At 59.5% G+C, this 26,340-nt stretch carries 24 protein-coding genes; 8 read left to right on the top strand and 16 right to left on the bottom strand.

The genetic code is table 11. The annotated features are described in order from the left end of the window. Positions 1–302 precede the first annotated feature (302 nt). The 5 genes from LEPTO7104_RS0125180 to LEPTO7104_RS37360 form a co-directional block, all read right to left on the bottom strand. Positions 303–2,294, bottom strand: a complete 1,992-nt coding sequence (locus LEPTO7104_RS0125180; RefSeq protein WP_017301359.1) for a response regulator — start codon at positions 2,292–2,294, stop codon at positions 303–305. Between the two features lie 101 nt (positions 2,295–2,395). Further along, positions 2,396–3,994, bottom strand: coding sequence for a sensor histidine kinase (locus tag LEPTO7104_RS0125175; RefSeq protein ID WP_017301358.1), 1,599 nt, complete (start codon positions 3,992–3,994; stop codon positions 2,396–2,398). Between the two features lie 163 nt (positions 3,995–4,157). Continuing rightward, a complete protein-coding gene (locus LEPTO7104_RS0125170; protein ID WP_017301357.1) occupies positions 4,158–4,613 on the bottom strand; it encodes a response regulator in 456 nt (151 codons plus the stop codon). A gap of 529 nt (positions 4,614–5,142) precedes the next feature. Then, positions 5,143–5,880, bottom strand: coding sequence for a Crp/Fnr family transcriptional regulator (locus LEPTO7104_RS0125160; RefSeq protein WP_017301356.1), 738 nt, complete (start codon positions 5,878–5,880; stop codon positions 5,143–5,145). Positions 5,881–6,165: 285 nt separating this feature from the next. After that, complete coding sequence (locus LEPTO7104_RS37360) at positions 6,166–8,478, bottom strand: PAS domain-containing sensor histidine kinase (protein ID WP_017301355.1); 2,313 nt, start codon at positions 8,476–8,478, stop codon at positions 6,166–6,168. Positions 8,479–8,801: 323 nt separating this feature from the next. Between LEPTO7104_RS37360 and LEPTO7104_RS40410 the strand changes: the two genes are divergently transcribed. From LEPTO7104_RS40410 to LEPTO7104_RS0125145, 3 genes are all read left to right on the top strand, one after another. Continuing rightward, complete coding sequence (locus LEPTO7104_RS40410) at positions 8,802–8,972, top strand: hypothetical protein (RefSeq protein ID WP_155523771.1); 171 nt, start codon at positions 8,802–8,804, stop codon at positions 8,970–8,972. Next, positions 8,969–9,442 (top strand): DUF4383 domain-containing protein, encoded by a 474-nt coding sequence (locus LEPTO7104_RS0125150; protein ID WP_017301354.1) that lies wholly within the window; start codon positions 8,969–8,971, stop codon positions 9,440–9,442. Before LEPTO7104_RS40410 ends, LEPTO7104_RS0125150 begins: the two co-directional genes overlap by 4 nt. 189 nt (positions 9,443–9,631) lie before the next feature. Continuing rightward, the gene (locus LEPTO7104_RS0125145) at positions 9,632–10,984 is read left to right on the top strand and encodes an IS4 family transposase (RefSeq protein ID WP_155523650.1); all 1,353 of its coding nucleotides are present in this window, start codon (positions 9,632–9,634) and stop codon (positions 10,982–10,984) included. Positions 10,985–11,424: 440 nt separating this feature from the next. Here the strand turns inward: LEPTO7104_RS0125145 and LEPTO7104_RS0125140 are convergent, their stop codons facing one another. From LEPTO7104_RS0125140 to LEPTO7104_RS0125105, 8 genes are all read right to left on the bottom strand, one after another. Next, positions 11,425–12,225, bottom strand: a complete 801-nt coding sequence (locus tag LEPTO7104_RS0125140; RefSeq protein ID WP_017301353.1) for an alpha/beta fold hydrolase — start codon at positions 12,223–12,225, stop codon at positions 11,425–11,427. A 119-nt stretch (positions 12,226–12,344) separates the two neighbouring features. Beyond that, positions 12,345–13,148 (bottom strand): SDR family NAD(P)-dependent oxidoreductase, encoded by an 804-nt coding sequence (locus tag LEPTO7104_RS0125135; RefSeq protein ID WP_017301352.1) that lies wholly within the window; start codon positions 13,146–13,148, stop codon positions 12,345–12,347. Positions 13,149–13,271: 123 nt separating this feature from the next. Next, positions 13,272–13,751 carry a nucleoside deaminase gene (locus LEPTO7104_RS0125130; RefSeq protein ID WP_225887042.1) on the bottom strand — a complete coding sequence of 160 codons (480 nt, stop codon included), beginning with the start codon at positions 13,749–13,751 and terminating at the stop codon, positions 13,272–13,274. A 97-nt stretch (positions 13,752–13,848) separates the two neighbouring features. Continuing rightward, positions 13,849–14,031, bottom strand: coding sequence for a CsbD family protein (locus tag LEPTO7104_RS0125125; protein WP_026073069.1), 183 nt, complete (start codon positions 14,029–14,031; stop codon positions 13,849–13,851). 128 nt (positions 14,032–14,159) lie between these two features. Beyond that, the gene (locus tag LEPTO7104_RS35270; protein ID WP_017301349.1) at positions 14,160–15,446 is read right to left on the bottom strand and encodes a cytochrome P450; all 1,287 of its coding nucleotides are present in this window, start codon (positions 15,444–15,446) and stop codon (positions 14,160–14,162) included. A gap of 4 nt (positions 15,447–15,450) precedes the next feature. Next, a complete protein-coding gene (locus tag LEPTO7104_RS0125115) occupies positions 15,451–15,732 on the bottom strand; it encodes a Rossmann-fold NAD(P)-binding domain-containing protein (protein WP_017301348.1) in 282 nt (93 codons plus the stop codon). 291 nt (positions 15,733–16,023) lie between these two features. Further along, a complete protein-coding gene (locus LEPTO7104_RS0125110; protein WP_017301347.1) occupies positions 16,024–17,802 on the bottom strand; it encodes an alpha-glucosidase in 1,779 nt (592 codons plus the stop codon). Between the two features lie 410 nt (positions 17,803–18,212). After that, positions 18,213–18,722 (bottom strand): DUF421 domain-containing protein, encoded by a 510-nt coding sequence (locus LEPTO7104_RS0125105; protein ID WP_225887041.1) that lies wholly within the window; start codon positions 18,720–18,722, stop codon positions 18,213–18,215. Positions 18,723–18,993: 271 nt separating this feature from the next. On the opposite strand from LEPTO7104_RS0125105, the gene LEPTO7104_RS0125100 reads away from it, so the two are divergent. The 3 genes from LEPTO7104_RS0125100 to LEPTO7104_RS0125090 all read left to right on the top strand — a co-directional run bounded on the left by LEPTO7104_RS0125100 (position 18,994) and on the right by LEPTO7104_RS0125090 (position 22,066). Next, a complete protein-coding gene (locus LEPTO7104_RS0125100) occupies positions 18,994–20,082 on the top strand; it encodes a baeRF7 domain-containing protein (RefSeq protein WP_017301345.1) in 1,089 nt (362 codons plus the stop codon). 80 nt (positions 20,083–20,162) lie between these two features. Continuing rightward, the gene (locus LEPTO7104_RS35265) at positions 20,163–20,582 is read left to right on the top strand and encodes a hypothetical protein (RefSeq protein ID WP_017301344.1); all 420 of its coding nucleotides are present in this window, start codon (positions 20,163–20,165) and stop codon (positions 20,580–20,582) included. 113 nt (positions 20,583–20,695) lie between these two features. After that, on the top strand, positions 20,696–22,066 hold the full coding sequence (locus tag LEPTO7104_RS0125090; protein WP_083886984.1) for an IS4 family transposase: 1,371 nt from the start codon (positions 20,696–20,698) through the stop codon (positions 22,064–22,066). A gap of 45 nt (positions 22,067–22,111) precedes the next feature. Here the strand turns inward: LEPTO7104_RS0125090 and atzD are convergent, their stop codons facing one another. Together atzD and LEPTO7104_RS0125080 are read right to left on the bottom strand one after the other, a co-directional pair. Then, on the bottom strand, positions 22,112–23,164 hold the full coding sequence (atzD, locus tag LEPTO7104_RS0125085) for a cyanuric acid amidohydrolase (protein ID WP_017301343.1): 1,053 nt from the start codon (positions 23,162–23,164) through the stop codon (positions 22,112–22,114). After that, positions 23,161–23,796 carry an RraA family protein gene (locus LEPTO7104_RS0125080; RefSeq protein WP_017301342.1) on the bottom strand — a complete coding sequence of 212 codons (636 nt, stop codon included), beginning with the start codon at positions 23,794–23,796 and terminating at the stop codon, positions 23,161–23,163. Before LEPTO7104_RS0125080 ends, atzD begins: the two co-directional genes overlap by 4 nt. A 537-nt stretch (positions 23,797–24,333) precedes the next feature. Here LEPTO7104_RS0125080 and LEPTO7104_RS0125075 point away from each other — a divergent pair. Continuing rightward, positions 24,334–25,164 (top strand): alpha/beta fold hydrolase, encoded by an 831-nt coding sequence (locus LEPTO7104_RS0125075; protein ID WP_017301341.1) that lies wholly within the window; start codon positions 24,334–24,336, stop codon positions 25,162–25,164. A 24-nt stretch (positions 25,165–25,188) separates the two neighbouring features. Here LEPTO7104_RS0125075 and LEPTO7104_RS0125070 read toward each other — a convergent pair whose 3' ends face one another. Further along, on the bottom strand, positions 25,189–25,725 hold the full coding sequence (locus tag LEPTO7104_RS0125070) for a hypothetical protein (protein ID WP_017301340.1): 537 nt from the start codon (positions 25,723–25,725) through the stop codon (positions 25,189–25,191). A 163-nt stretch (positions 25,726–25,888) separates the two neighbouring features. Here LEPTO7104_RS0125070 and LEPTO7104_RS40405 point away from each other — a divergent pair, with 163 nt between their 5' ends. Then, entirely contained in the window at positions 25,889–26,185 is a 297-nt protein-coding gene (locus tag LEPTO7104_RS40405) for a hypothetical protein (RefSeq protein ID WP_155523770.1), read from the top strand. The last annotated feature ends 155 nt before the right edge of the window (positions 26,186–26,340 follow it).

Below are 26,340 nucleotides of genomic sequence, written 5' to 3'. Positions count from 1 at the left end.
GGTCCAGGGCTCTGCCAGAGGGCATAAACAGAGGACATAAAACGCCAAAACCAGTGGATACAGTTTGAATTTCGGCAATCTAGCCATAGCCCGCCCGTGGCCAGCGTCACTCAAGCTAGTAGACTGCGGCACAGGTGGGATGACTATTGTCAATCGCGAGGGAGCTAGGGAGCCAAGCGAGCTGGAATAGTCGGCATATTGCAGCCTTGGAGTACTGGGGCAGCCAGAGACGCTCGAGCGTTGGAACGCTCTCTAAGGGCGATCGCGATCGCGGCCCAGGCTCGCATCAGAACACCGCAGAGCTACGGCGCATTGGTCAGTTGGTAAACCGCGTGGACGACATCGGCTGGGTCGAAGGGTTTTGAGATGTGGTTTTCGAAGCCGACGCGGCGGGCGTGGTGGCGGTCTTCCTCGCGGGCGTAGGCGGTCAGGGCGATCGCGGGCACCTGGCTGAGGGGGGTATTGGGCAGCGATCGCACGGTTTCTAAAAAGCTGTAGCCGTCTTCATTGGGCATGCCAATGTCGCTGATAATTACATCGGGGTGAAAGTGCTCTAGCAGCTGAAAGGCTTCGTAGACGGTGCTGGCGCTTTCGACCTCGGCCCCCCGCTGCTCCAAAATCACGGTCAGCAGGTCGCGGGCATCCGCTTCGTCGTCCACCACGATCGCCTTGACGCCCCGCAGACTGAGGCCGTCGTCGGGGGCCGGGGGCGTCGCCGGGGGCGCCTTGGGGGCCAGCCGCATGGGAATCAAAACGGTGAAAGTAGAACCCTGGCCCAGCCCGGCACTGTGCACCTGGACGGTGCCCCCGTGGAGTTCTACCAGGCGGCGGGTGATGGCCAGCCCCAGCCCCAGGCCCCCCTGGGTGCGCACGGAGGAGCCGTCGGCCTGGCGAAAATGGTCAAATACGTAGGGAAGAAAGTCCGGGTCAATGCCGATGCCGGAGTCGGCCACCTGGATCTGGAGCTGATTTTGGCTGGCCCCCACCCGCACGACCACCTGCCCCGCCGCCGGGGTAAATTTGATCGCATTGGACAGCAGATTCCAGCAAATTTGCTGGAGTCGGTTGGGGTCGGCCAAAATCGGCGCAACCCGCTCATCAGCCTCAAGCGCGACCACCAGAGATTTGGCCGCCGCCGCCGGGCGCAGCGTCTCGGCGGTGGCCTGCACCAGCGTTACCGGATTCACCGGCTGAATCGCCAGGGTGACCTGGCCGCGCACAATCCGCGACAGATCGAGCAGGTCCTCGATCAGCTGGGTCTGGGCGGCGGCGTTGCGCGCGATCGTGTCGATCGCGCGCTGAAACACCTCGGGCTTGAGGTTGCCCCGCTGAATCAGGCTAATCCAGCCCACAATGGCGTTGAGCGGGGTGCGCAGCTCGTGGGAGAGCACGGCCAAAAATTCGTCTTTGATGCGGTTGGCCGACTCCGCCGCCGCTCGGGCAGAGCTTTCTTGCTTGAGCAGATTCAGCCGCTGGGTTTCGATCTGCTTGCGCACGGTGATGTCAAATACCGTCATGACAACGCCATACACGGCGTTGTCGGCGTCGTGGAGGGGCGCCAGAGACAGGCTCACCTCAATCGGCGTGCCGTCCTGCTTGAGGTGCTGAAATTCCTGGTTGAGGAGCGTTTTATTTTGCAGCGCCTGGGTAAAGCAGCGGTCAAACGTCTCCCGCTGCGCCGCCGCCGTGAGGTCCAAGGGGCGATCGACCACGGCCTCCGCTGGATAGCCGTACAGGGTCTCCGCCGCCGAGTTCCAGGTCATAACGCGCTGCTGGCGGGTCAGGGTGATAATGCCCACCGGGGAAGCATCGACAATCGCCCCCAGCAAATCATCGGTTTCGCGCAGGGCTTTGGCTACGGTTTCGCGCTCGCGGCGCTCACGACTCTCCCGCAGCGCCCGCCTGACGGAGGGCACCAGTCGGCCCAGCCGCTGCTTTAAAACGTAGTCCGTTGCCCCCTGCTTGAGGGCCTCGATCGCCTGCTCCTCCCCCATCACCCCCGACACCAGAATGAACGGCACCTGGGGGCACACCGACTGAGCCAGCTCTAGAGCCAACGCCCCGTCAAAGCTGGGCAAAACAAAATCGGCCAAAATCAGGTCTGGAACGCTGGTGTTTAGCTGCTCTACAAACCCCTGCCGATCGCTTACTTTAACCAGGGCACCGTCAATGCCGCCCCGCTTGAGGGTGGTTTCAATTAGTTCTAAATCGATCGGGTCGTCTTCTAGGATTAAAATTCGCAGTTCAGCCGCCGGGGAGCTGGCCTGCGCAGGGGTGGGCTTGGATAATGACATTTTAATTTTAAGGGGCTGGTTAAATGGCTTTGCAGCGCTGAAATGCTAAAGAAAATTTTTACAATTATCCTAGGCTCAGACCCCAAATTTTTTTCACTGCCCTAGGGCATAGATGCCGACTCGGCAGAAAAGGCCGCTGCCTCTGGCCCACCGTCGGGTGGCCCACCGTCAGGGATGGAAAAGTAGAAGGTGGCACCGACGTCGGGCTGCCCCTCGGCCCAGAGCTGGCCCTGGTGGCGGTGGACGATTCGCTGCACGTTGGCCAGGCCAATGCCGGTGCCCTCAAAGCCCGCCGCATTGGGCAAGCGCTGAAACAGGCCAAACAGGTTTTTGGCCTCGGCCATGGCAAAGCCGATGCCGTTGTCGCGGATATAGAAAATGGTTTCGCCGTCGCCGGGGGTGCTGCCGATGTGAATGGTGGCCCGATCGCGATCGCGGGTGTATTTGACGGCGTTTTCGATCAGATTTTGCCAGACGTTGCGCAGCAGGCTGCGATCGCCCCACACCGAGGGCAGCGGCTCGATCTGCCAGGCGATGGTCTGCTCCCCCAGGGCGGGTTCGAGCTGCCGCAGCACCTCCTGCACCAGGCGAGTCATGGTGACGGGGACGTAGACCATTTCGGCCTGCCCCGTACGGGAAAACTGAAGCAGATCGTCGAGCATCTGCCCGGCCCGAGCGGTTAGGGTCAAGATCCGCTCCAGGTAGTGGCCGATGGTGTCGTGCCCCTCGTCGTGCCCCTCGTCGTGCCCTTTGATGGGGGCGGACCCCAGCGCCTGGAGCTGCTGCCGGAGCAGGCTCGCAAAGCCATCGATCTGCCGAATGGGCGATCGCAGGTCGTGGGAGACCGAAAAGGCAAACAGCTCTAGCTCTTTGTTCAGCCGCTCCAGCCGTGCCGTGCGCTGGGCGACCCGCTGCTCCAGGCTTTGGTTGAGCGATCGCAGCTCGATCGCCGCCGCCTTTTGGTCGGTTATGTCGCTCACCAGGCCCTCAATCACGGGTTGCCCCTGCACCTCCACCCGGGTGGCATGGACCTTTAGCCACAGGGAGCCACCGCTGGCGTCGGTCAGCTCAATTTCCCGATTTTGCTGGGGCTGCCCCGCCCAGTCGAGGGCCTTAGAGGGCAAATGGTGCCGAAAAAAGTCCTGCACATCGTCGATGTTGGCCAGTTTTAGCAGCTGCCGCAGGCCGTCACTGGCCTCCAGCAGGTGGCCCTCCTCCGTGGTGCGAAACACGCCCATGTTCAGCTCATTGAGCAAAAATTTGAGGCGCAGCTCCAGGTCCGAGGCGCGGCGGCGCACCTGGGCATTTTCCCACACCGTCCGCACCGCCTGGCTGAGGCGAACCAGGTGCTTAGGCGACTTCAGCACGTAGTCATCTAGCCCGGCCTTCATGGCCTCCACGGCCACTTCCTGGGAGCCGGAGTCGGTAAACATAATCACTGGCCAGTCCGAAAACCGATGCTTAACAGCCCTCAGCACGTCTAGCCCCGTAGACCAGCGCAGATCGTAGTCGGTAATCACCAGATCAAACCCACTTTCGGTCTCGCCCTCGGCCAGGGCCTGCTTAAACTGATCCCAGGTTGCCGCCTCCCGAATTTGCAGGCCCGAAAACGCCCGCCTGAGTTCTCGGGCTGCCAGCAGGCGATCGTCGGGGTTATCGTCTATCAACAAAACTCGCCGTAGCGGCTGGGCTAGCGCCATAACACTCAGGGCTATAGGTGGTGGTTCATTTAAACGATACCGTACAGATAAAAACCCAGCGGCGCAGGCCACCCCCTGTGCAGGCTAGCACCCACAGCAGCGGAGATGGGGCGCGGTTAAAGTCACCGCAGGCCGCCAATTTACTCCGGGTTAAAGTCCAAACTTAACTTGGCATTAAGGCAGACGGGTACTCGTTTAACCTGAACCAGTAGGTATATAGCGCCGTCATCATTTCAGACAAAACGTCAAAACTGACGGGCTTAACCAGGTAAGAATTGACCCCCAGGTCGTAGGAGAGATCGACATCCAGGCGCTCTCGCGACGAGGTCAAAATAACGATGGGAATGCGCTTGATGGCTTCCTGCTGCCTGACCCATTCCAGCACCTCAGTGCCGGAGCGGCGCGGCAGCTTGAGATCCAGCAAAATCAGGGCGGGCAGGGGATAGCGATCGCGGTTTGCGTATTCTCCAGCCCCCGTCAGGTAGTCGATAGCCGCATCGCCGTCCTGAACGATGTGAATGGGCATGCCGGAATTGACCCGCCGAAAAGCCCGCTGGATCAGCAAAATATCGTTAGAGTCGTCCTCAACCAGCAAAATACTGTAATTTTTAACACTCATCACGCACCAGGACGCCTCTGTGAGCTAAGGTTTTACTTTTGAAAAAATCAGGTTATACCCGTCGTAGGCACGGGGTGTAAAACCTGAGAGCCGGGAACAAACCCTGGTTATAAAAGATAGTGAGCGATCCGAATTTACACTGGTTTAAAGCTGATTTATTTTAAAGCTGATTTTAATTACCTTAAAATTGCCATAGCCAATAAAGTCTTTCAATACGGTAGCGAACATAGCTCGACCAGGGGGCTGCGGCATAACTTTATTCACTATTGGCGATCGCGAGGGGACAGGGGGCCTAGCAAGCCAGGGGATTTGGCATGATGGCTTAATTTTCGTCCAGCCGTATAGCTTTCGCCCTGATTGACTGCCAAAAGTTCTGATGTCGGCCCAATGTAGGTTGGCGTTGAGCGAAGCGAAACCCAACACCAGTGATGGTCTCGTTGGGTTTCTCTGGCCCTTCACCCACCCTAAGGCTCCCCCATCTCCCCCATCTCCCCTGCCCCCACTCCCCCACAGCCCACAACACCGCACCTCAACCCTTCAAAAGTCGCGCGTACTCGGTTTGGACAACGCTATAGCATTCGCAGGCCACAGCTTCTAAAGCGGTGCGATCTAAGACCTGAATGCATCCCCGGTTGTAGTGAATTAGCCCTGCCTGCTGCAATTTACCCGCTGCCAAAGAAATGCTGGCCCGGCGAGTGCCCAACATGCTGGACAAAAAATCCTGGGTTAGCTCCAGGGTAGACTCCTGAATGGCATCTTGAGACTGCAACAGCCAGCGGGCCAGGCGTTCTTCAATGGGGTGAAACCGATTGCAGGCGGCGGTTTGGCTAATTTGGGCAATCAGGGCCTGGGTGTAGCGCAGCAGCAGCGATTGCAGCGCCTCACCGCGATTGAATTCCGCTTGCAGCACCAGGGTGTCGAGGGCAATGGCGCTACCGGCAATTTGCACGATCGCCCGGCTGGAGCTAGACTGCCCGCCCAGGTAGGCAGGATACCCCACCAGGCCCTCATTGCCGACCACCCCAGCTTCAATGGTGGCGCCATTTTCCATCACCTGCACCAGAGAAACCATGCACTGGTTAGGAAAATAAACGGTGCCCATGGGTTCCCCCGGCTCATACAAAACCTGGGCCAGGTCTAACTCTACTTTTCTCAGGTGGGGAGCTAAGCGATCGTAGACCTCCTCCGGCAGAGAAGCCAGCAAATGGTTGAGCAGCTCAGCCTGATTGAGGGATGGGCGATCGGGCGGGTTAGGGGAATAGGGCATAGGGTCGCTAAACAACGTCATCCGCAGCGGATATTAGAACCCTGGGGCTGGCTGGCTAGCTCTAGGGCGGCAGGCAGAAACCTGCGACAGATAAAAAAACGCCAATCGGGCACAGTGCACCACACCGGGCAGCAGGCTTCAGGCTTTGGAGAGAACCTTGCTACCTTATTTAAGCGCCATGATCATCCCACAAAAGAGGGATATATTGGATACGACATCGTACTCCAGGGCGACATCCCTGTCTTCTTTCAGCTGATACGGGGATTTATCGCCTGTTTTGGCTGCCTAACCCTTTAACTCAACCCAAAATCGACTGCCCTGGGGTTCCCCCGGCTCAACGCCGACGCGGCCGCCCATGCGCTCGATCCCCCGCTCCACAATGGAGAGACCAATGCCGGTGCCGGGGTAGGCATCCAGCCCGTGGAGCCGCTCAAAGGGTCTGAAAATGCGCTGCCGGTGGCGCTCTGCAATGCCAATGCCGTTGTCGGCAATCCAGAGTTTGACCCAGCGGCCATCGTCGGCTTCGCGGGCCTCGGCCCAGATCTGGATCTGGGGCTGCACCCCTGGGGCAACAAACTTCAGCCCGTTGCAAATCAGGTTGTTGAGCACCTGACTCAAGATGCTGCGCTGGGCGTAGACCAGGGGCAGGTCTGGGGCCAGGGTGATCTGAGCGGCCTGGGCCGTAGCTAGAGGCTGTAGCTCCTGCACAAGGTCGGTCAATACTGCCCTGAGGCTGACGGGGTGCAGGCTAATTTCGGTACGGCCCAGCTGGCTGTAGGTCAGCAGATCTTGAATCAGCGCGTCCAGGTGCTCGGCGGAGTCCGACATGCGCCGAATGTACTCTCGGCCCAAGTCGTCTAGCCGGGTGCCGTAGTCTTCCTGGAGCACCTGGGCAAAGCCCTGAATCGCCCGCAGCGGAGCCCGCAGATCGTGGGCTACCGAGTAGGAAAAGGCCTGTAGCTCGCGGTTTACCTCTTCGAGGGCCTGGGTGCGATCGCGCACCCGATCCTCCAGGGTCAAATTGAGTTCCTGTAGCGCCTGTTCCACCTGCTTGCGGCTGATGGCGGTGGCCAGCAGGTTGGCCACCGCCTGCAAAAAGTTGACGTCCTCCTGGGTAAAGGCGCGGCGGCGGGTGCAGTGGACCCCGAGCACCCCAAAGGGCCGGTCGTCGCTGCCCTGAATGATCGTGCTCATGCCGCTCACCACGCCCTGGTCGAGCAGCAGGGCTGGCCCCTGAAAGCGCGTTTCGGTGGCCAGGTCTTCGACCAGAATTGGGTGCTGGGAGGCCAGGGTATAGCCCGCCTGGGAGCTGCGATCGGCGGGGATGGTGGCGTTTCCCACCAGGCCCTGCGGCCACCCCACCCCGGCCCGCAGCAGCAGCGTCTGGCCGTCGGGCAGCAGCTCTAAAACTTTGCCGTAGTCCACCGTCAGACTGTCGGCCAGCAGCCGGGTGGACTGATCAAACAGGTCTTGCAGATCTAGCCCCGAGAGGGCAATTTGGCTGAGCTGCGTGATCACCGCCTGCTGCCCCAGGCGGTGGTCCAGGTTGGCTTCGGCCTGCTTTTGCTGGGTGACATCGGCAGCCATGGAAATTACCAGGCGGGGACCGTGGCTGAGCTGGCCGAGGGGGGCAGAGCTAAACAGCCAGGTGCGGTTTTCGCCGCTGCTGGTTTTAATCTCGTATTCCCCCTCGTCAATGCGGCGGTTGAGGCTGTAGAGGCGACTGATGCCGGGTAGCACCGCCTCCTGGCGCTCCCCGTAGGCCAGCTCGGTCCAGTCTGCGATGGTTTTTAGCTGGCTGGCTTCGTACCCTGTGATGTCTACCACCGCCTGGCTAACCTGCACAATTTCACCGTCTTCTCCGTGGATGATGATCGGAAACGGCGCCTGGACGATGGCCTGACGAAACCTGTCTTCGCTGGCCTGAAGCTGAGCTTCGGCCCCCTGGCGATCGGCAATTTCGCGCCGCAGCGCCTGGTTGGTGGCCACGAGCTGGTGGGTGCTCTCGGCCAGGCGCAGCTCCAGGGTGACATTGCGCTGGTGAAGGGACGCGGCGGTCTGAAGCACGGCGTCGGTGGGGCCGCGATCGCGCCGCACCGTTGCGCCGAGATCGCGTTCGATGGCTTTGAGGGAGGTGATATCTCGCCCCACCGACTGGTAGGCCACAATGGCGCCGCGATCGTCGCAGTAGCAGTGGTTATTCCACTGGGTCCAGCGGACTTCGCCGTCGACCACCACCCGATTTTCGATCGTGACCTGGGGATTGTGGCAGGTCATGGCGGCTACCTGCTCGAAGACGGCCTGGCGATCGGCTTCGTAAATTATCGGCTGATAGCTCTGGCTGGTTAAATCGCGCTCAGGCAGGCCAAAATAGCGGCGATAGGCCCGATTGGCGTAAAGAATCGTCGTATCTGCCCGGTACAGGCAGATCAGCTCTGCCTGATTTTCGAGAATGGTCTGGTATGACCACTGGCCGTGGGAGGGCAGTAAACCGGAGCCTGGCCCCGCAGCCAGGGGCTTTACCCCGGCATAGCTCGGGGGCAATAGCGATTTGCACCACCGAATAAACTGAGCCCAGCGGGCGCGATTGTTTGACATTGTCTGTTTGATTTGGCAACGGCGAGAGAAAGGCCAGCGATGAGCCAATGCTTCAGGGACAGCCAAATCTCCGCACCTAAAGAGATTCTATCGCTGGCAAACTATCGCTGGCAAAATCGTTATCGGCGATCGCAGGGGAGATTACGTCTCTCACCTGAGATAGAAGCGGTTATTTCTTTCTAGAGAGGTTTACGGCTCGGAGGCTCGTTAGAGTCACACATAGTTGCGGCCAGGCTTTAGCTTTTTGACGCCAGTTCGTGGGCAGATTGCACCAAAACGCTGCCGCAAGCTTCGGCTAAAAAAGCCGGTTGCTGAAAACAGGTATGAAGCTAAAAGAAAGCCTCTCGCAGGAGCAAATGGCTATTTATTCCAGTTCAGCAGCGCCAAAAAGCCAGCTAAAAAAGTTTGCTAACCGATCGCTGAAAGCTAAGTCAGGCTCAACTGCACTTGCTTATTTCGCTAATTATTTCCAACTTGATTTGAGGTTGATATGAAACTCACACAAAAGTTCGCGCTAGGCATCGGCACCGTCTATTTGTTTATGGGCATTATGGGCTTTATTCCTGCCTTGCTAACCCAGCCCGACGGGCTACCTTCCTACATCGATCAGCTGGGGGTGGTGTCAGGATTTGGCTATCTAATGGGGCTGTTTCCGGTCAACACTCCCCACAATATTCTTCACATTGCCACCGGGCTGGTGGGCATTGTCGCCGCCGTCTCGCTGGACAGCGCGCGTCTGTTTTCTGGGCAGCTGGGCATTTACTATGCCGCCCTGGCGCTGCTGGGGCTGGTGCCTGTCGCCAACACCTTTTTCGGCCTGTTTCCCATCTACGGGCTTGACGTTTTGCTGCACGGCGTGACCGGCCTGCTGGGCATTTACTTCGGCTTTTTCGTCACCCCCTCTCTGCTGACGCTCTTTAGGCAAGAGCTGAAGAAAGATGCGGTGTCGGGCGATGTGCTCTAGGCCAAAAGGGCGAGCGATCTGCTGTAGCTCTAGCCACCTGCTGATCCCCCCTGCCCCCCTTAAAAAGGCTATCCGTTAGGCACAAATATGTCTAAGCGTTACAGGACGGGCATTTGGGGAACCATTTGCGGGAAGATAAAAGCCGTTGTAACCGTCAGCCAAGCCATGAACGATTGGATGAGCTAAGACATCAATCCCCGTCATTTCCAAGACCTGCGCCACGCAAAACGCCTGCGCAAGATTGTAACGGCACTGAGCCGACATCCCACGGCCAGTGTGCCGTTAGCGAGTCAAACCAGTAGCGAAGCGCAGAGCATTTACCGATTTTGGTCAAACCCTACGGTGAGCAGTGAGGCGATTCTCAACAGTCATAGCGAGGGCACCGTCGCCCGAGCCCGAGGTTGTGAGACGGTGTTGTCGATTCAAGATAGTACCGACTTTGATTTTACGAGTCATCCGCAAACCACTGGCCTGGGCTATCTCAATCAAACCCAACAGCAAGGGATCAAAGTTCATAACTGTTTTGCGGTCAGCGGAGCAGGTGAGCCCCTGGGCCTGCTGCATCAACACACCTGGGTGCGTGAGGTTCCCCCGGTAAAACAGAAAGACCGCTCGGCTCAAGAGCGACATCAGCATAAACCGATAGAGGAGAAAGAAAGCTATCGCTGGCTGACGACGTTGACGGCGGCTGAAGCCAAGGTATCGGAGCAGGTTCAGCTCGTGCAGGTGGCCGACCGGGAAGCGGATATCTTTGAGCTCTTTGCCCAACCCCGCCAGGTCAATAGCGAGCTCTTGATTCGGGTGAAGACGAATCGCAGCATCAAACAAGCGTGGGGAAAACTATTCATCGCCTTATCTCAAGCCCCGGTGCTCGGGGAACTCCAGGTTGAGGTTCGGCGGACACCCCAGCGAGAGGCCCGTATCGCGCGGGTGCACCTGCGGGGCTTGCACGTTACTCTGGCGGTACCGGAGTATTTGGCCCGGCAAAAGCCATCGCTACAGCCCATCGAGCTCAATGCCCTGTGGGTTGAGGAAATCGGTGTCCCGGCTGATGGGGGCAAGCCGATTTGCTGGAAACTCCTAACCACGTTGCCGTTGGAGAGCTATGCTCAAGCCTGCCAGTATGTGCGGTGGTACAGCTATCGCTGGCTGATCGAGCGGTTCCATTTCACCCTTAAAAGCGGCTGCACACTCGAAAACTTGCAACTGCAACACCGAGACCGATTGCTCAAAGCACTCGCCACCTACAGCATCGTCGCTTGGCGACTGATGTCGATGACCTATCAGGCCCGTCTGACTCCAGAGGCCTCCTGCGACGCGATCCTACAGCCCGAGGAGTGGCGGTTGTTGCGTCGTAAATTCGCCCCAAAAAGCCGTGCTAAAACACCGCCAACAATGCACCAAGCGATGCTCTGGATTGCCCAACTGGGAGGCTTTTTAGCCCGTAAGAGCGATGGTCAACCGGGTCTTAAAACGTTGTGGCGCGGCTACACCAAGCTCCATTACATGCTAGAAGGGGCTCGCCTTGTGACCAAAACCTAGTCCGCTATGGCATTGGCCGACTTTTGCGTAACGGATAGCTTAAAAAGGGGGGTTCTCTACCATTCTCTAAAGCAAAACTACCGCAATCGCGCCTGGCAGACGTTTCTGCCGGGCGCGATCGCCTGAGCCTTGTGGAGGGGTTTTGCACAGGCACACCCAGACAATCTTTTGAATCAGGACGCGCAGCTAGGTATAGCCCTGATTGGCTGACAAAAGTTCTGATGTAGGTTGGCGTTGAGCGAAGCATAACCCAATACTGGTAACAGCTTTGTTGGGTTTCGCTAACGCTAACCCAACAAGACCGCAGCATAAGGTTTTCTGTTGAATTCAGGATGCGCAGTTAAGTTAGGTATAGCCGCAGTCAAGTTAGATAGGACATCCAGAAACCCTATGAGCGTTCAAATGATTGAACGCTCATAGGATACATGTCTTGACCAATCCTATGCCGCTGCCGCCGGAGTCGCGTAAGCAATTTGCCGAAGGATCTCAGTCATCGCGCCGGGATCTTCCAGCGGCAGCAGGTGGCCCAGGCCCCTGAGCTGCACCAGCTGCGCCTGGGGAAGCAGCGCCAGCACCTCCCCCTGAACCGTTTCCAGGGGAATCACCGGGTCATCTTCAGAGGCGATGACGACCACGGGTACGGCCACCGGACTGACCAGCTGGGGAAGCTGGTCGGCAATGGAGTGGTGCATGCCCTCTAGCAGCCACCAGCGCCAGGCGGACGGCTCAGCCTGGCCGTGGGTTTCCAGGGCCGTGGCCCGCTGCTCTGGGTCCAGCGATCGCTGAATGGCACCGTCCACCGTGGTGGCGGCGGTGTCAGCATTGGTGTAGTCGTCGTGCAGCAGCCGCTGCCGTTCCTGCTCGGGCATAGGCTCCTGGGTGGGCGGAGACGGGGCCATCAGCACCACCGCCAGGGTGGCCTGGGGGCCAGCGTCGATCGCCGTCTGCAGCGCAATTTTGGCCCCCATGGAGTGGCCAATCAGGATGTACTGCTCGATGTCCAGGGCCGCCAGGGCCTCTTGCACAAAGGTGCTGTAGGCCGCCAGGGAGGGTTCGGGCAGGGGCGTTTGGTGGCCAAACCCTGGCAGGTCGATCGCCACACAGCGAAACTCGGGCCGCAGCCCCTCGATTACCCACCGCCAGCTGGCCGCTGCCCCGCTAAAGTAGTGCAAAAACACCAGGGTCGGCGCTCCGGTGCCCTGATCGATAAACGTGCGGTTTTCTGGTTTAGAAAAGGTCATGGGAAAAGGCCATGGGGCAGAGTTGAGCGATCGCAATTGCGTAGAAAACTGTCCCGGTTTCACAGGGCGGGGGGGTGGCGATCGCCCCAAACCCCCACCCCGCAAACGGTCGATACAGCCTACAGGCTGATGCTGGCCACCGACCCACCATCGACCCGGTAGTTGGATCCCACCACAAAGCTCGACAGCTGGGAGCACAGGAATGCGATCACGGCAGCGACCTCTTCGGCCTTGCCGCGCCGCTGTAGCTCCAGGTGGGGCCGCTTTTCCTTCAAAAAGGTCGCGATCGCCTGATCAAAGCTAACGCCCAGCTTGTCGGCGCGCTTTTCCATCATGGCGTCGGTCATGGGGGTGGCGATAAAGGCGGGAGATACCGAATTGACCAGCACGCCGTCCTTGGCACAGGCCTTAGACAGGTTTTTGGTAAAATTCAGCAGCCCGGCCTTGGCGGCGCAGTAGGGCATTTCATCGGTGTAGGGCTGCACCGCATCCTCCGAGGTGACCAGCACCACCCGCCCCCAGCCGGACTGCTGCATCAGGGGCACAAAGGTGCGGCAAACCCGCACCGCCCCCATCAGGTCGACCTCCAGGGCTTCGTGCCAGGCGCGATCGCTAATTTCAAAAAAGTCCCCCGTTGCCCCTGTAATGCCAGCACAGTTGACCAAAATATCCACGGTGCCGTACCGATTTACAATCTCGTCGCGGGCGTTTTCCACCTCGCTCAAATTTCGCAGATCGGCCTGGACGGCGAAGGCTTCGCCCACCGATTTGATGTCGTCTAACGTGCTTTGCAGCTTATCGGTTGTCTTGTCTAGCAGCGCAATTTTGACGCCCTCACTGGCCAAGAGCTGAGCCGTTGCCCGCCCCATACCAGAGTCGCCGCCCGTAATTAGGGCAACCTTACCTTTAATTCCAAGTTCCATAGCAGTCTCCTGATCTTAAAAACAATTTCCGTAGATGAATTTGGCAACCCATCTGCTCGCTAGTAAACGCTCACACCGCCGCTACATCTGTGGTTCTGAAAAACCCTTTGCCCATGCCAAAACCTAGAGCGGAAACTCCTCGTGCAGCTGCCTGCATTCATCCCGCAGCAAACCCGTTTTTATGGAATACGACCCAGGCGATTGTTTGAAGACATCTTCGCAGCGAATCGCGATCATATTGGGGTTGCTGTCGGCAAAATCGTCAACGCCGACTCCATAGACAATGTCGCTAATGCTGGCCCAAAAGCAGGTGGCGGCACACATGGCGCAGGGTTCGCAGGTCGAGTAAAGGGTGTATTTCTCGTCGGGGGCAGCTTCCCCCAGGCGCTGGGTCAGGCGCCGAATCGCATTGACCTCCGCGTGGCAGGTGGGGTCGTTGTCAGTGTGCACCGTATTGCCAGAACGCTCTACCACCTGCTTATCTTTAACAATGACTGCGCCAAAGGGCGTCTTGCTTTTGCGGGCTTCTTCAATGGCCAGCTGCATAAAAGCTTCGGGATTCATAGGACTGTCGATGGGTTTGACGATGGGGGCAGCGGGCAAACAATTGAGCGCCAACCCAGGCCGACTAAACCAGATCTGGCGCCCAAAAAAAGAGGACAACTAAATCGTCCTCCTGTGACCTTAAGTTCTAGAGAGATTAGTCGATAATCTCTTTGGCCTTGTCTTTTAAATCTTCTTTGGCGTGCTTGGCTTCGGCCTCGCTTTGCTTAGCTCTGCCCTCGGCCTTGTCGGCAGGGTCTCCGGTTACCTCACCGATCGCTTCCTGGGCTTTGCCCTCTAGGTTTTTGGCGGTGGCTTCGGCTCTATCTTTAGTGCTCATAAAGCTATCCTTTTTCTGATTCAAGTCACACCTATAGTCTAGGCCTGGGGGCGATCGCATCAATCTATCCTGCGATGCATTTTTCTCTCCAGAACAGCACTAAAAGCTGGTTTTCCAGACCCAAAAATTTAGCCCTGGCTCTCAACAGAAGATCTGGAATCGAGCGGCACTTTGACCCGGACGCTGTCGATTAAAAAGCGGCTTTTGGGCGCGGGCGGCAGGGTTGACAGACTGAAATCTAAATTTTGAGGCGGAACCCGGTAGTCGATTTCACCGACCAAAAAGGCCAGAACTCGCTCCATAACGCGAATGGTCAGCCATTCCCCAGCGCAGCGGTGGTTATTTTGATAGTCACCGCCCCCCTGGGGAATAAAGTCGTAGGCATTTTCCTGCCAGTCCCGAAAGCGATCGGGGCGAAATTCCTCGGGCTGGTCCCACAGATCGGGGTGGTGGTTGGTGCCGTACAGGTCGAGCAACACCTTGACCCCCGCCGGAAAGTGGTAGCCGTTCCACTCAAAGTCGTGGCGGGTGCAGGCGGCGGCAAAGGGAAAGAAGGGGTAAAACCGACGCACCTCCTGGGTAAACCAGTGGACGTAGTTTGAATCGCCCTGCTGTAGCTCCAGGCGGCATTGGGGATGCTGGTGCAGGGCCAGGGCCGCAAAAACAATGTAGCGGCCAATCGCCACGGTGGGCCGCAGCACGTTGAGCACATCGACGGCGGCATCGTGGCTGTCGAGCAGATTGCCCGCAGGACTTCGATGCCAGGCAAAGGAATGCATGGCGGTGCCTTCTGGAACCTCACGGGCACCGCTGCGCACCTGCCCTAGCAGCCCCTCGATCCAGGCCTCGGCCTGCTGGCGCGCGCGGCGGGCCTGCCAGTGCGTCGGGCCAACCCGCCCCGAGCCTGCAATCATCTGCGATAGGTGACGGGTGCGCTGCTGAACTTCCGCTTCGCCCAGCGGCACCCCGGACCAGTCGCAGACGGCGCGGCAGAGAATCTCTTCGATCGCATCGAAAAGCACCACCCGATCCATCCGCTGCCACCACTGGGCGTAGTCGAGGCAGTACTGGTGGACCCGCTCCGCTAGCTGATCGATGTGCTCCGGGGTCATCAGCGCCATGAAGATCTGCTTGCGCTGGCGGTGGGCATCGCCGTCGAGCCCCTGCACCCCGCCCTCGCCGAGCAAGGTTTTTTTGGCCCGCGCCGGGGCGGCCTTCTGGCGAGAAAACTTACCGGTGTCGTAAAAGACTTCCGCCGCCGCCTTGCCCCGCATGCAGATCGTTTTCTCCAGCAGCAGGCGGGTTTGAAAGATGTCGCTCTGGAGGCGATCGCAGCGCTTGCCGATGAACTCGTACCCATCGAGCAGCAGCGCAACCGTGCTGTCTAGCCCCGGCAGATGTGGAATGCTGTTCATAGGATTAATAACCTTCATTTACGACACCGCCGTTGGAATGCAGCACCTGCCCGGCCATGTAGTAGGCATCCAAGTATGCGATCGCCACATCAGCCCCCTCTTCGGCGCAGTAGACCGCCACCGAGCGGCCAATGCTGCTGCCTATGATCGGCGCGACATTGCCTTGAAGTTTGCCGCTGCCCCTGTAGTCGGGGTCGCCGTAGATGGGCCGGGTCGTCATCTCAGACTCCAGAGCGGGGCTGCAATCCTGGGATTGAGCCAGAGTTTGGTCTGGGGTAACAGTCATGAAAAGTCTTGAAATGTCCCAACCTACCCGTCGGCTGCTGTGCAAATGTCTGGCAAATACAATCAATAGCCGGCAAATAGCCAGCAGACTACCTCTGGCGACAGTCTTGGCTGCATATTAAAAGATGAGAACAGCGCTCAGATCTACCCCAGGGAAGATTCGGCGGGTAGAGATAGGTGAGCCTAGCGCATCGATGCAGGATCTACCCTACCTGGTGCCTTAGCTCCGCTTGAGCATTCCAGCACAGAACCCTGGGACGATGAGCGGCGATGCGATCGCGCAGCCCGTACTTTAATCGGGGGTAGATTGGATGTGGGCAAAAAAGACCCCGTAGGGCGGCAGCACCACCTGACTACCGTCCAGGCTGACATCGAACCCCAGATCGATTACGGCCTCGCAGGGCTGGTGCTGAGCCAGGTCGTAGTGGCTGGGCTCATCGCCCATGTTAAAGACGCAGAGCAGGTGGTGCTCGCTGTAGTAGCGGCTAAAGGCCAGCACGGTATTTTGGGTTTCCAGGTGCTTTAGCCGTCCAGCCTCCAGGGCGGGCTGGGCCTTGCGCCAGTGCATCAGCCGTCGCCAGGTATTCAGCAGCGACTGACCGTCCTGGTGCTGGGCATGGACCGATTTGGCCAAGTGGTTTTCAGGGATGGGCAGCCAGGGTTTAGCCGCCGTGGTAAATCCCCCGTTGGGGGCCTCCGATGTCCAGGGCATGGGGGTGCGCGACCCGTCGCGGCCCACCACGTCGGGGTAGAGGGCTTTGCCAAAGGGGTCTTTAATCTGATCGGGGGAAATGTCTCCGGGAATATCCGCCACCGGCAGCCCCAGCTCATCGCCCTGCCACAGGCAAAACGCCCCCGGCAGCGACAGCAGCAGCGCCGCCATCATGGCAAAAAACTCGTCGGGGTAGGGGTTGCCGTGGATGTCTTTGCCGGTCCAGCGGCAGCGCAGCCGACCGTAGTCGTGGTTGCCCACAATCCAGCAGGTGCCGCCGTCACCAAAGCAGTCCACCACCTTTTGCAGCAGGCCTGCCATCAGGTCTGCGGTCATGGGCCGATCGACCAACAGCCCGCCGTGGTAGGCCAAATGCAGGCGGTCCGTGCCCTGGGTGTACTGGCTGGCCAGCGCGATCGAATCCTCACAGAGGGTCACCTCGCCCAGGGTGACCACGCCGGGGTAGCGATCGACCAGGTCGCGAATCGGCTTGATCCGATCCAGGGTCTCGGGGCGGCTAAAGCTGTACTTCAGGATCTGGCTGCTGAGGGGGTTGCGGGGGGGCACCCCGTCTGGCAGGGGCGCATCGCTGGGACGGGGCGGGTTGTCGCGCAGCTGCTCGTCGTGGAGAAAGAAGTTGGCCGCATCCACCCGCAGCCCGTCAACCCCCAAATCGAGCCAGAATTTAGCCCGGTCTAAAATGGCCGCCAGCACCTGGTCGTTGTGCCAGTTCAGGTCGGGCTGAATATCGAGAAAGCTGAACAGGTAAAACTGCTCGCGCTTGGGTTCCCATTTCCAGGCGCAGCCGCCGGTAAAGGCCGAGAGCCAGTTGTTGGGGGGCGAGCCGTCGGGTTTGGGGTCGGCCCAAACGTACCAGTCGGCCCTGGGGTTGTCGCGGCTGGAGCGGCTTTCCTGAAACCAGGGGTGCTGGTCGGAGGTGTGGTTCCACACCTGATCGACAATGACCTTGAGCTTCATGGCGTGGGCCACGTCCATGAGGCGCTGAAAATCGGCCATGGTGCCAAAGCCCTCACCGATCGCGCGCATATCGGTGATGTCATAGCCCAGGTCCTTCATCGGCGATTGGTAGATGGGGGTGAGCCAGAGCGCGTCTACCCCCAGGCTGGCGATGTAGTCGAGGCGCTCTATGATGCCGCGCAGATCTCCCTTGCCGTCGCCGTTGGTGTCGAGAAAGCTCCAGGGAGCGATCTGATAGATGATGGCGTTTTGCCACCATTCGCCGTCCTGGGTGGCCTGGTTGGCGTCTTCCCACTGCCAGTTGCGCCGGTTGATTACCGGAACGCGCCACCACGCTTTAGTCCCTGGGCTGGGTGTGGAGCTGGTTAAGGGTCGAGGCATGGGTCTGGGTCTTCCTGCAGCGGGATCAGAGGTATGGAGTTCCTGGGGCGATCGCCCCTTCAGCAGCGCCTGAACCGTAGAAGAAAGCCCTGAGCAGCACAAAATAGACCGCTATATCCAGCCTGAGTTCAGACCTAGAAACACACCCAGAGGCACAGCCCCCAGGCGGGCAATCTTAACTGGTGATTCTTGGCGCTGTGGATAAGGAAACCAAAGGTCGAGTATGCCTGAGCAAATCGGCACCTGGGGACAGCTTAAAGTCTCTGGGAAGACAGCGACTCTACCCTATGGTGTAAACAGATGCAGGCAGAGGCGCCGCTGACTTGAAGCATGAACCTGGGTGCAGGCAAATGGCCGTTTGCCCCCCATCGTTTGGCTCTAATTATTTAGCTCTGGGAGAGGCGCTGATTTTACGGATTTGACCACACATCGGCGTAGCCCAAAACATCTACCAGGGCTGAATCTGACTTGGCGTTGATGGACTGAATGACGCTAAAGCCGCCGTCGGTTTCTAGCACCACTGCCTTGACATCCTCCAGGGCGGCTATGCCCTTTGACCTGAGGGCAGCCCGCACCTCGCCCTGGGTAACGCGCTCCTTGGTGAGGGCCTCGGCCTGAAACTTGCCCTCCCATACCAGGAGCCGGGGCTGGGCCTTAATCCAGCGCCGAACCACGGGCGATCGCACCGATAGCCAGGTCAGGGCAAACTGTAGCGCCACTAAGGTGCCGAACCCCACTACCCCTTGCAGCAAAGACGTCTGCTTAGACAGCACCATCGTGGCCAAAATTGAGCCAAAAGCAACGGTGACAACAAAGTCAAAGGCATTCCATTTCGAAAGAGTGCGCTTGCCCGACAGTCTGAGCAGCACCACTACCGAGAAGTAGGACAGAGCGCCAGCAACCAGAGTGGACAGTAACACAGATATATTCTCAGGCACGGTCGGTTTCCCCGTAGGTTTTCTCAGCTAGCGCATCGCTTCAATTGGCTCTCACGTTATGAGTTTAGGGGCTTACCTAAAACGGCGACTCTATCCTGTGGTGTAAACAAACAGCCCAATCGACAGAAGGCGAACCTTGACCGCTTCGGTAGGCTTTAGGCAGAAGCAAGCCAAAGAGTCCATGCAATTACTATCTCAATCAGAATTTAAACAGCTGAGTCAGTCTGCGAGCGACTGCTCAGTTTCTATTTATATGCCGACCCATGTGGCTGGCCCAGAGGTTCAGCAAGACCCCATTCGCCTCAAGAATTTGCTCTCTGAGGCAAATGACAAACTGCTGCAGCTGGGCCTGGACCAGCAGCGGGTAGAGCAGGTGCTCAAGCCTGGTTTTGCCCTGCTAGAAAATGACCGTTTTTGGCGGTATCAAAGTCAGGGGCTGGCTCTGTTCTTTACCCCCGATCGCCTGCGGGTGTACCGGCTGCCCCTAGAGTTTGAGTCGCTGGTGGTGGTGGGCGATCGCTTTCACCTCAAGCCGCTGCTGCCGCTGTTTTTTGGCGATCGCTACTTCTACCTGCTGGCTCTGAGCCAAAATCAGGTGCGATTTTTCCAGGCCACCCGCTACCGCATCAGCGAAATTTCCCTCAGCGACACGCCCACCAGCCTGGCGGAAGCGCTCAAGTACGACGATCCCGAAGAGCAGTTGCAGTACCACAGCGGCGGCGGGCAGGGCAGCGCCCCTACCTACCACGGCCAGGGGGGCGGCAGTGACGACGAAAACTTCAACCTGCTCCGCTTTCTGGCCAAGGTTGAAAAGGGACTTCACGCCTACCTCAAAGATGAGCATGCTCCCCTGGTGATTGCCTCGGTCGACTATCTCCAGCCCCTGTACCACCAGGTCAACAGCTACCCCCATCTGCTGGCCGAAGGCGTGTCGGGCAACCCCGACCAGGCCCAGCCCGACGACCTGCGCGCCGCCGCCTGGGAGCAGGTAGCTCCCCTGGTGGAGCAGGCTCACCAGGCCGCGCTCAGCACCTACAACAATGTCAAGGGCACGGGCAAAGCCAGCGATCGCCTGTCGCAGCTGCTGCCCGCCGCTTTTCGCGGCCAGGTCGATGTGCTGTTTACCCAGGCCAACGCCCACTGCTGGGGCCAGTTTGACCCAGACTCTGGGCAGGTAGACCACCATGCCCAGCCCCAGCCCGACGACCAGGATCTCCTCGATCTGGCGGCGGTGCAGACGTTTTTGCAGGGGGGCGACGTGTATCTGCTCGCTGCCGAGGCCATGCCCACCCAGGCTCCAGCGGCGGCGGTCTACCGCTACGGCATTCCTGCCGGGGTGTAGAGGGTTTTAGCCAGCGATCGCCAGGGGTCGCCAGGCCGCTTTTCAGCTCCGCTTACCGTGTTGTGATTGGGTTTAGCGCTATGGGTTGGTACGACGCCATCGACTTTCAGCATTGTGAAGACAGTCCCGCTACGGAACCGGACGCCATGAGCCGCATGGGGCCGGGGCTGACCGATACCTACGATCGCGCCCGACGGGAAGACGCCAGCGTGCGCGATACCCCCCTGGCGCCGGCCTGCATGGGGCTGGAGGGGGAGTACGACCCCTGCGGCCTGGCCAAGCGGGTGGCCCAGGCCCTCGACCAGCAGCCACATCTGGCGGGCGTTGCGCCGCTCTCGCTGGTGCAAAAAGGCACCACGATTGTCTTTGCCGGACAGGTGCGCGATCGCTACACCCTGGACACCATCGTCGCCACCGCCAGCCGGGTAGACGGCACCCACGCGGTGGATGTCAGCCAGGTGGCGTTCTCCCCAGCCCAAGCGCGCTCTGCGGCGTCCTAGGGACGCAGGAAAACCTGGGCCATAGTCGAATGGCACTGACATAAGAGAGCAGAAAAGGCTTCAAGCGCTTGATCTGTAAAGATCGAAGCGTCGAAACCCAAAACCATGTCTCTATGATGCCGAATCGTGCGGATGTCCTCAAGGAGAAATACCAAAACAGTATCGGTCTACCCTTTGCCAAGGTTCTACCGGAAGCCGAAGTCCAGGCTGTAGTGGACGAACAAGGCATCGCCTATCGCCAAGTGCTCTACACCCCAATGGTAGTGCTGTGGAGTTGGATCTCCCAAGTTCTTGATGTCGATGGCAGTCTCAGCCATGCGGTCAAGCGGGTGGTGGCCTGGATGAGCCTGGCGGGCTTAGAGCCGCCGTCAGCCGATACCGGGGGGTACAGTAAAGCGCGTAAGCGCCTGAGCGAGTCCATTTTCCCACCCCTACTAAAGCGAGTGACGAGGGCGTTACAACGGAAAGTATCCCCGGAACAACGGTGGTGTGGTCGCCGAGTCAAGGCCTTTGATGCCACGACGGTCTTGATGAGTGATACCAAGGCCAATCAAGCGGCGTATCCCCAACACAGCAATCAGAAGACGGGCTGTGGCTTTCCGCTGTTGAAGCTTCAGGTGTGGTTTTGCGTGACTACGGGAGCGGTCTTGGAGGTAGCGATGGCTCCTTTTCGGGTGAGTGAGTGGCGCTTAGCCCGCCAACTTTACCAGACCCTGCGCCCAGAGGATGTGGTGGTGGCCGATTCGGCCTATGGCACCTATGTGGATCTGGCCTGGGTCGCGCTGACGGGAGCCGATGCCGTTTTTCGCAAGCACCATCAGCGCCGCTGCGATTTCAGGCGTGGCAAAAAGCTTGGGATTGGCGACCACATTGTCCGGTGGCAACGCCCCAAGCAATGCCCCGACGCCCTCTCGCCTGAGGAGTTTGAAGCCTTACCCGAGTCGATTGAGGTACGCGAAGTCTTTCTCTCCATTCAGACGCCTGGGTTTCGACCGACCAACATCGTAGTGGTGACCACCCTGATGGACGCCAAGCGGTATCGCAAAGCTAAATTGGCCGAACTCTATCACCTCCGCTGGCAGGCCACCGAAGTCAATCTCAGGCATCTCAAGACCACCTTAGCTATGGAGATGATTGCCGCCAAAACGCCCGCTATGGTGACCAAAAGCATTTGGGTTCATCTGTTGACCTACAATCTGCTGCGAACCCTCATGTGGGAGGCGACTGCCGACTCTGAGGTCGACGCGTTACGGCTCTCCCTTCAGGGCACTCGGCAACAATTTAATCACTTCCGACCCGAGTTTCTCCATCTCGCTCCATCCCAGCAACAGCGAGGCTACCAGGCCTTGTTAAGCGCTGTGCAAGAGCTGATTGTTCCCTTTCGCCCCAACCGTTCAGAACCCCGAGTCGTCAAACGTCGTCCCAAACCGTTCCCGAGAATGCAGGAACCCCGCTCAGTCCTGAAAGCTAAGCTGGTAGCTTGATAGGGCTTACGTCAGTGACATTCGGCCATAGTCTCTTATTTCGCGTTAACCGCGTTTGCAAATCACCGCGATCGGCCCGCCGCCCGGTGGCCCCTGGTGCTCGCTGCCGCCCGACACGTAGACCATGGGATTTTGCACCGTGGCGGCAATCACCGCGCCGACCACGGCGCGGGCCATGCGGGTGTGGCTAATGTCGGAGTCGTCGAGCATGGTGTGGCGGTGGCCCAGCACCCGGCCCGTGGGGTCGGCCTCGGCCTTGGCAAAGATGTTGACAATGCGATCGCCGCCGCCCGCCCCCTGGGCGCTGGCGATCGCCCGGTGAATCGCCCCCGCATCCAGGGCGTGGGCCATGACGCTGTGGCCAATGCAGCAGTCGCTGTGGGACTCGGCGGCGTTGCCCAGCACCAGAATTTCGCAGTTTCGCAGCTCCACCCCGGCGGAGGTTGAGGCCACGGTGGAGTAGAGGTCGTAATTGGCGCAAATATCTTCAGCCCTCAGCTCTGCGGGCTGAATTTCTCCCAGGGCCAGGGCCACCCCAAGGGCCGAGGCCCCGCGCGAGTAAGCCATCGATTTGTAGCTGTCCTGGGTAATTGCCCCCCTCCCCTGGCGGGAGGCGGTGATCAGCGGGCATTTGATCTGCACAAAGTGGACATCTTCACAAGCCAGGCCAGCGGCGGCGATCGCCCCTTTTACCCCCTCGGCCACCACCTGCACCATGGTCAGGGTGCCAATTTCCTCCACGGCAAAGTCGCGGGTGTGGCACACCCCCAGGGCCAGCCCCGGCTGGGTCGGCCCGGTTAAGCCCTCGCTCTGGCGGGTAAACACTGTCATGTGGGGGCTGAGCACCCCCTCGGTACCGCCGGACATGACAAACACAATCTGCTCAGTGGCGGCATCGCCAATCAGAGGCCGCAGGTAGGCCTGGAGCGTGGCCACGGCAAACCCCCGCGTAAAGTCGTTGACGCAGCCGTTGCCCTCGGTTTTGCCCAAAATGGCAACAATTGTTTTGGGGTCGAGCCGCCCGGTTTCGATCAGGTTTATTAGACCGCTGAGGTCGTCGGGGCCGCTCTGGGCCAGGGGAAAGACCTCTACTTTCATAGCCCGCCTTCCTCAAACCCCAGCGATTGCAGCGCCTGCTCCACTTTGGCCTGGTGGCTGACCTGCCAATCGGCCAGAGACTGGGCTTCGTCGCGATCGCTGCGCTGCTTGGCCATCTCCCACAGCGCCTCCTGGTCGGCGGCGGGAATCACCGCGATGCCCTCCTCATCGGCCACCACCATATCGCCGGGGTAGACATTCACGCCACCGCAGGTGATTGGCTGGTTCAGCGTGCCCAGCTGCTGTTTGCGCCCCGGCACCGGCACCAGCCCCCGAGCGAACACCGGAAACTGCGCCGCCCGCACTTCGGCAATGTCGCGAATTGCGCCATCGACCACAAACCCGGCAATGCCCCGCTGCTGGGCGATCGCGCACACATTGCCACCCGCCATGGCGTAGTCCACATCCCCCGCCTGCACCACAATTACCGCCCCCGGCGCGGCCCGGTAAATGGCGGCGTGGAGCATCAGGTTGTCGCCGGGGGGACAGCTGACGGTGTAGGCCGCCCCAGCGATGCGGGGCATGGGCGACCACAGAGCGCGCAGGCCCAGATCCATAAACTGGCTGCGGGCCAGTTGGGCATCGGCGTAGGCGGTGGGGGAAACGGCGGCAAATTCGGCAGAGTCTGGCACGTTGGGTTCACTTCGCTCTGAGACGGCAGGCGGGCTTGGGCAGAATACTGACAAATCCTACTCGATGCAAGCATCCGCAGCGGTTCAAAAACAAAATTTCCCCATGAGACCAAAAGTTCGCGCCGCCCACCCGCGCCACAGTGACCTAAAGGTATCGCCCAGCGCCTCGAAAGTGGGCAAAAACATTTCCGGCGCGGCTGACTTAAGAGATGACCCTGCCAAAGACTGAAACATCGTCGAACGCAAGGTAGCAAATACCCTGGTTGACTGACAAAACCCTTGAAACCCTTAGCCTGCCGTAGGTTGGGTGAAGCGCCAGCGTAGCCCAACAAAACCGTTACTGGTGTTGGGTTTTCCCCGCTGGAGACGCTGCGCGAACGCTTCGCTCAACACCAACCTACATCAGAACTATTGTCAGTCAATCAGGTCTGAACCAGACTGGCTACAGCTATAGCTCAGATGACTCAGATACCCGGTTAATCTGGCAGGATGGAGGTAGTGCAAATCAGTCCTTCGATGCGCTTGACGGCTTAGACGGTGCCAGAAACCGATTTATTGACGGGGGAACCGCTGCGGGTGCGGCTTGGGGTGCAGCTTCAGGTCTGCCACTGGGCGGGGGCGGCCCCGGCGGTGGTGTTTCTCCACGGCGGTCTGGGCAATCGATTTAATCTCAGGTCGCAGTACGAGTTTGCGGTGGGGCAGGGGTGGGGCGCGATCGCCTACGACCTAGCGGGCCACGGCGCCTCCAGCCCCTATCGCCGCTACTCAATTGGGCGGCATGGCCGCGACCTGACCCGGCTGCTGCGCCATTTTCAAATCCATCGCCCGATTCTCTTTGCCCACAGCTACGGCGTGCCCATCGCCCTGGAATGGTGCCAGCGCCACCCTGTGACCGGGCTGGTGCTGGTGGCGGGCGGCACCCACGACCTCGACCCCTGGTGGGAGGTTCCCCTGATGCAGAGCCTGGCCTGGGGCGGCCGCCACCTGTTTCGGCTGCCCTGGGCGCAGCGCCTTGCCGCCCAGGCCTCCAGCGAGCACACCCACCCCACCATCGATCGCTTTGTGGTCGAAAGCCCGGTTCCCGTGCACGCCCACCCCTACGACGCCCTGAAAATCTTTTGGGGCTACAACTTTTTTGCCCGCCGCGATCGCCCCTGGCATTTAAACTACCCGGCCCTGGTGGTCAGCGGTGGTCAGGACCCCATGTTTACCTGCGCCATGGGAGAGTCGCTGGCCCAGCATTTTTCGCCGGGCCGCCATCTGCACCTGCCCCAGGCCGGGCATTTGGTCATGGCCGAATATCCCCAGGCGATCAATGCCGCCCTGGCTGAATTTCGCCAGGCGGCGATCGCGGCCTCCGCAGACTGATCGGGCGAAGGGTTTCGACCCGCCTCAGCCGGGGGACCGGGGGGCAGCCAAAAGGTCTTGGGCCTGCCGAATTAAGCCCGGATTTCCCACTTGCTCAGCCAGGTCCAGGCCTTTGGTCAGATAGTCCTGGGCCAGGGGCGCGGCGCCCTGCCGCTGGGCCACCCGACCGGCATTGACGTAGGCCTGGGCCTGGGCAAAGCGATTGAACCCCGCCGCCAGGGCGGCGATCTGCTGCTGGTAGTAGTCGAGGGCCATAGCCAAATCGCGGCCTGCCTCGGCCCGGTTGCCCAGCTCGCCGTAGACCAGCCCCAGGAAGGCCGCCGTTTGCTGAATCGAGCTGGAGTCGCCGCCGCCCTCGTAGGTGGCCAGGGCAGGCTCTAGCAGGGCGGCGGCGGCGATCAGGTTTCCCTGGTTGTAGAGCAGGGCGGCCCGCTGCCGCTGCAAGTCGGCCTGCTGGGGGGTCGCCTGGGCCAGCGCGGCGGCGGTCGCAGGCCCGGCCAGGGCCAGGCTGACCAGGGGCAGCCCCAGGGCGATCGCCCCTCCAATCAAGCGGTTTTTCACAATAAGTAACCCTCTCCATTAATTAAGGTCTATTTATGTCTAAATGCTAACTTAGCAGCATTTTTGTAAATTAGAACACAGACAGAATTGCCACAGCATTGCGGCAGAACTGACACACACCACTCCTACAGTAAAACCATTGAACGAAAGGGATATTTCTCCTATGAAAACTCAAAAGTCTGCTGTTAAACGGTACTTGTTGGGCGGTCTCACCGCCGCCACATTACTGATACCTGTCGTCGGTTTGGCCAGCTCTGCCCAGGCCTCCATGGGCAGCCACGGTGTGCGGGGAGAAATGCCCGCTAGAGAAGCCCAAACGCCGGGTGAAAAGCCTCAAAACACCGGCATTTATCCCGTCAGCCAGTCGGTTCAAACCAAGCCTCAGCACCTCTCTGTGGCCGAGTGGGCGATCAACCCTCTGAACCCCAACAGACCGCTCAACAGCGGTAGCCACCACTAACCTCGTTGTAGGAAGACGCCATCCAATACAAACTGCGGTGGGTTACGCGATCGCTGACCCACCCCAAATTTGATTGGTCACCTACTCGCAATGTTTACCTATCGCTAAAACCACAGTAGATCGCTCTGAAAATGAGCGATCTATTTTTGTAGTCA

This window comes from Nodosilinea nodulosa PCC 7104 (assembly GCF_000309385.1).
Classification (GTDB): domain Bacteria; phylum Cyanobacteriota; class Cyanobacteriia; order Phormidesmidales; family Phormidesmidaceae; genus Nodosilinea; species Nodosilinea nodulosa.
The sequence above is the reverse complement of the archived record's forward strand: the minus strand, read 5'-3'. Positions and strand labels throughout refer to the sequence as shown.

What these genes read in the sequence shown, in the direction of transcription:
- LEPTO7104_RS0125110 (WP_017301347.1), bottom strand. Translation starts at nt 17,802, where the DNA reads ATGCCTCGACCCTTAACCAGCTCCACACCCAGCCCAGGGACTAAAGCG.
- LEPTO7104_RS40410 (WP_155523771.1), top strand. Translation starts at nt 8,802, where the DNA reads ATGAAGCTAAAAGAAAGCCTCTCGCAGGAGCAAATGGCTATTTATTCC.
- LEPTO7104_RS0125170 (WP_017301357.1), bottom strand. Translation starts at nt 4,613, where the DNA reads ATGAGTGTTAAAAATTACAGTATTTTGCTGGTTGAGGACGACTCTAAC.
- LEPTO7104_RS0125180 (WP_017301359.1), bottom strand. Translation starts at nt 2,294, where the DNA reads ATGTCATTATCCAAGCCCACCCCTGCGCAGGCCAGCTCCCCGGCGGCT.
- LEPTO7104_RS0125115 (WP_017301348.1), bottom strand. Translation starts at nt 15,732, where the DNA reads ATGACTGTTACCCCAGACCAAACTCTGGCTCAATCCCAGGATTGCAGC.
- LEPTO7104_RS40405 (WP_155523770.1), top strand. Translation starts at nt 25,889, where the DNA reads ATGAAAACTCAAAAGTCTGCTGTTAAACGGTACTTGTTGGGCGGTCTC.
- LEPTO7104_RS0125125 (WP_026073069.1), bottom strand. Translation starts at nt 14,031, where the DNA reads ATGAGCACTAAAGATAGAGCCGAAGCCACCGCCAAAAACCTAGAGGGC.
- LEPTO7104_RS0125100 (WP_017301345.1), top strand. Translation starts at nt 18,994, where the DNA reads ATGCCGACCCATGTGGCTGGCCCAGAGGTTCAGCAAGACCCCATTCGC.
- LEPTO7104_RS0125135 (WP_017301352.1), bottom strand. Translation starts at nt 13,148, where the DNA reads ATGGAACTTGGAATTAAAGGTAAGGTTGCCCTAATTACGGGCGGCGAC.
- LEPTO7104_RS0125160 (WP_017301356.1), bottom strand. Translation starts at nt 5,880, where the DNA reads ATGCCCTATTCCCCTAACCCGCCCGATCGCCCATCCCTCAATCAGGCT.
- LEPTO7104_RS0125175 (WP_017301358.1), bottom strand. Translation starts at nt 3,994, where the DNA reads ATGGCGCTAGCCCAGCCGCTACGGCGAGTTTTGTTGATAGACGATAAC.
- LEPTO7104_RS35270 (WP_017301349.1), bottom strand. Translation starts at nt 15,446, where the DNA reads ATGAACAGCATTCCACATCTGCCGGGGCTAGACAGCACGGTTGCGCTG.
- LEPTO7104_RS35265 (WP_017301344.1), top strand. Translation starts at nt 20,163, where the DNA reads ATGGGTTGGTACGACGCCATCGACTTTCAGCATTGTGAAGACAGTCCC.
- atzD (WP_017301343.1), bottom strand. Translation starts at nt 23,164, where the DNA reads ATGAAAGTAGAGGTCTTTCCCCTGGCCCAGAGCGGCCCCGACGACCTC.
- LEPTO7104_RS0125140 (WP_017301353.1), bottom strand. Translation starts at nt 12,225, where the DNA reads ATGACCTTTTCTAAACCAGAAAACCGCACGTTTATCGATCAGGGCACC.
- LEPTO7104_RS0125090 (WP_083886984.1), top strand. Translation starts at nt 20,696, where the DNA reads ATGATGCCGAATCGTGCGGATGTCCTCAAGGAGAAATACCAAAACAGT.
- LEPTO7104_RS0125150 (WP_017301354.1), top strand. Translation starts at nt 8,969, where the DNA reads ATGAAACTCACACAAAAGTTCGCGCTAGGCATCGGCACCGTCTATTTG.
- LEPTO7104_RS37360 (WP_017301355.1), bottom strand. Translation starts at nt 8,478, where the DNA reads ATGTCAAACAATCGCGCCCGCTGGGCTCAGTTTATTCGGTGGTGCAAA.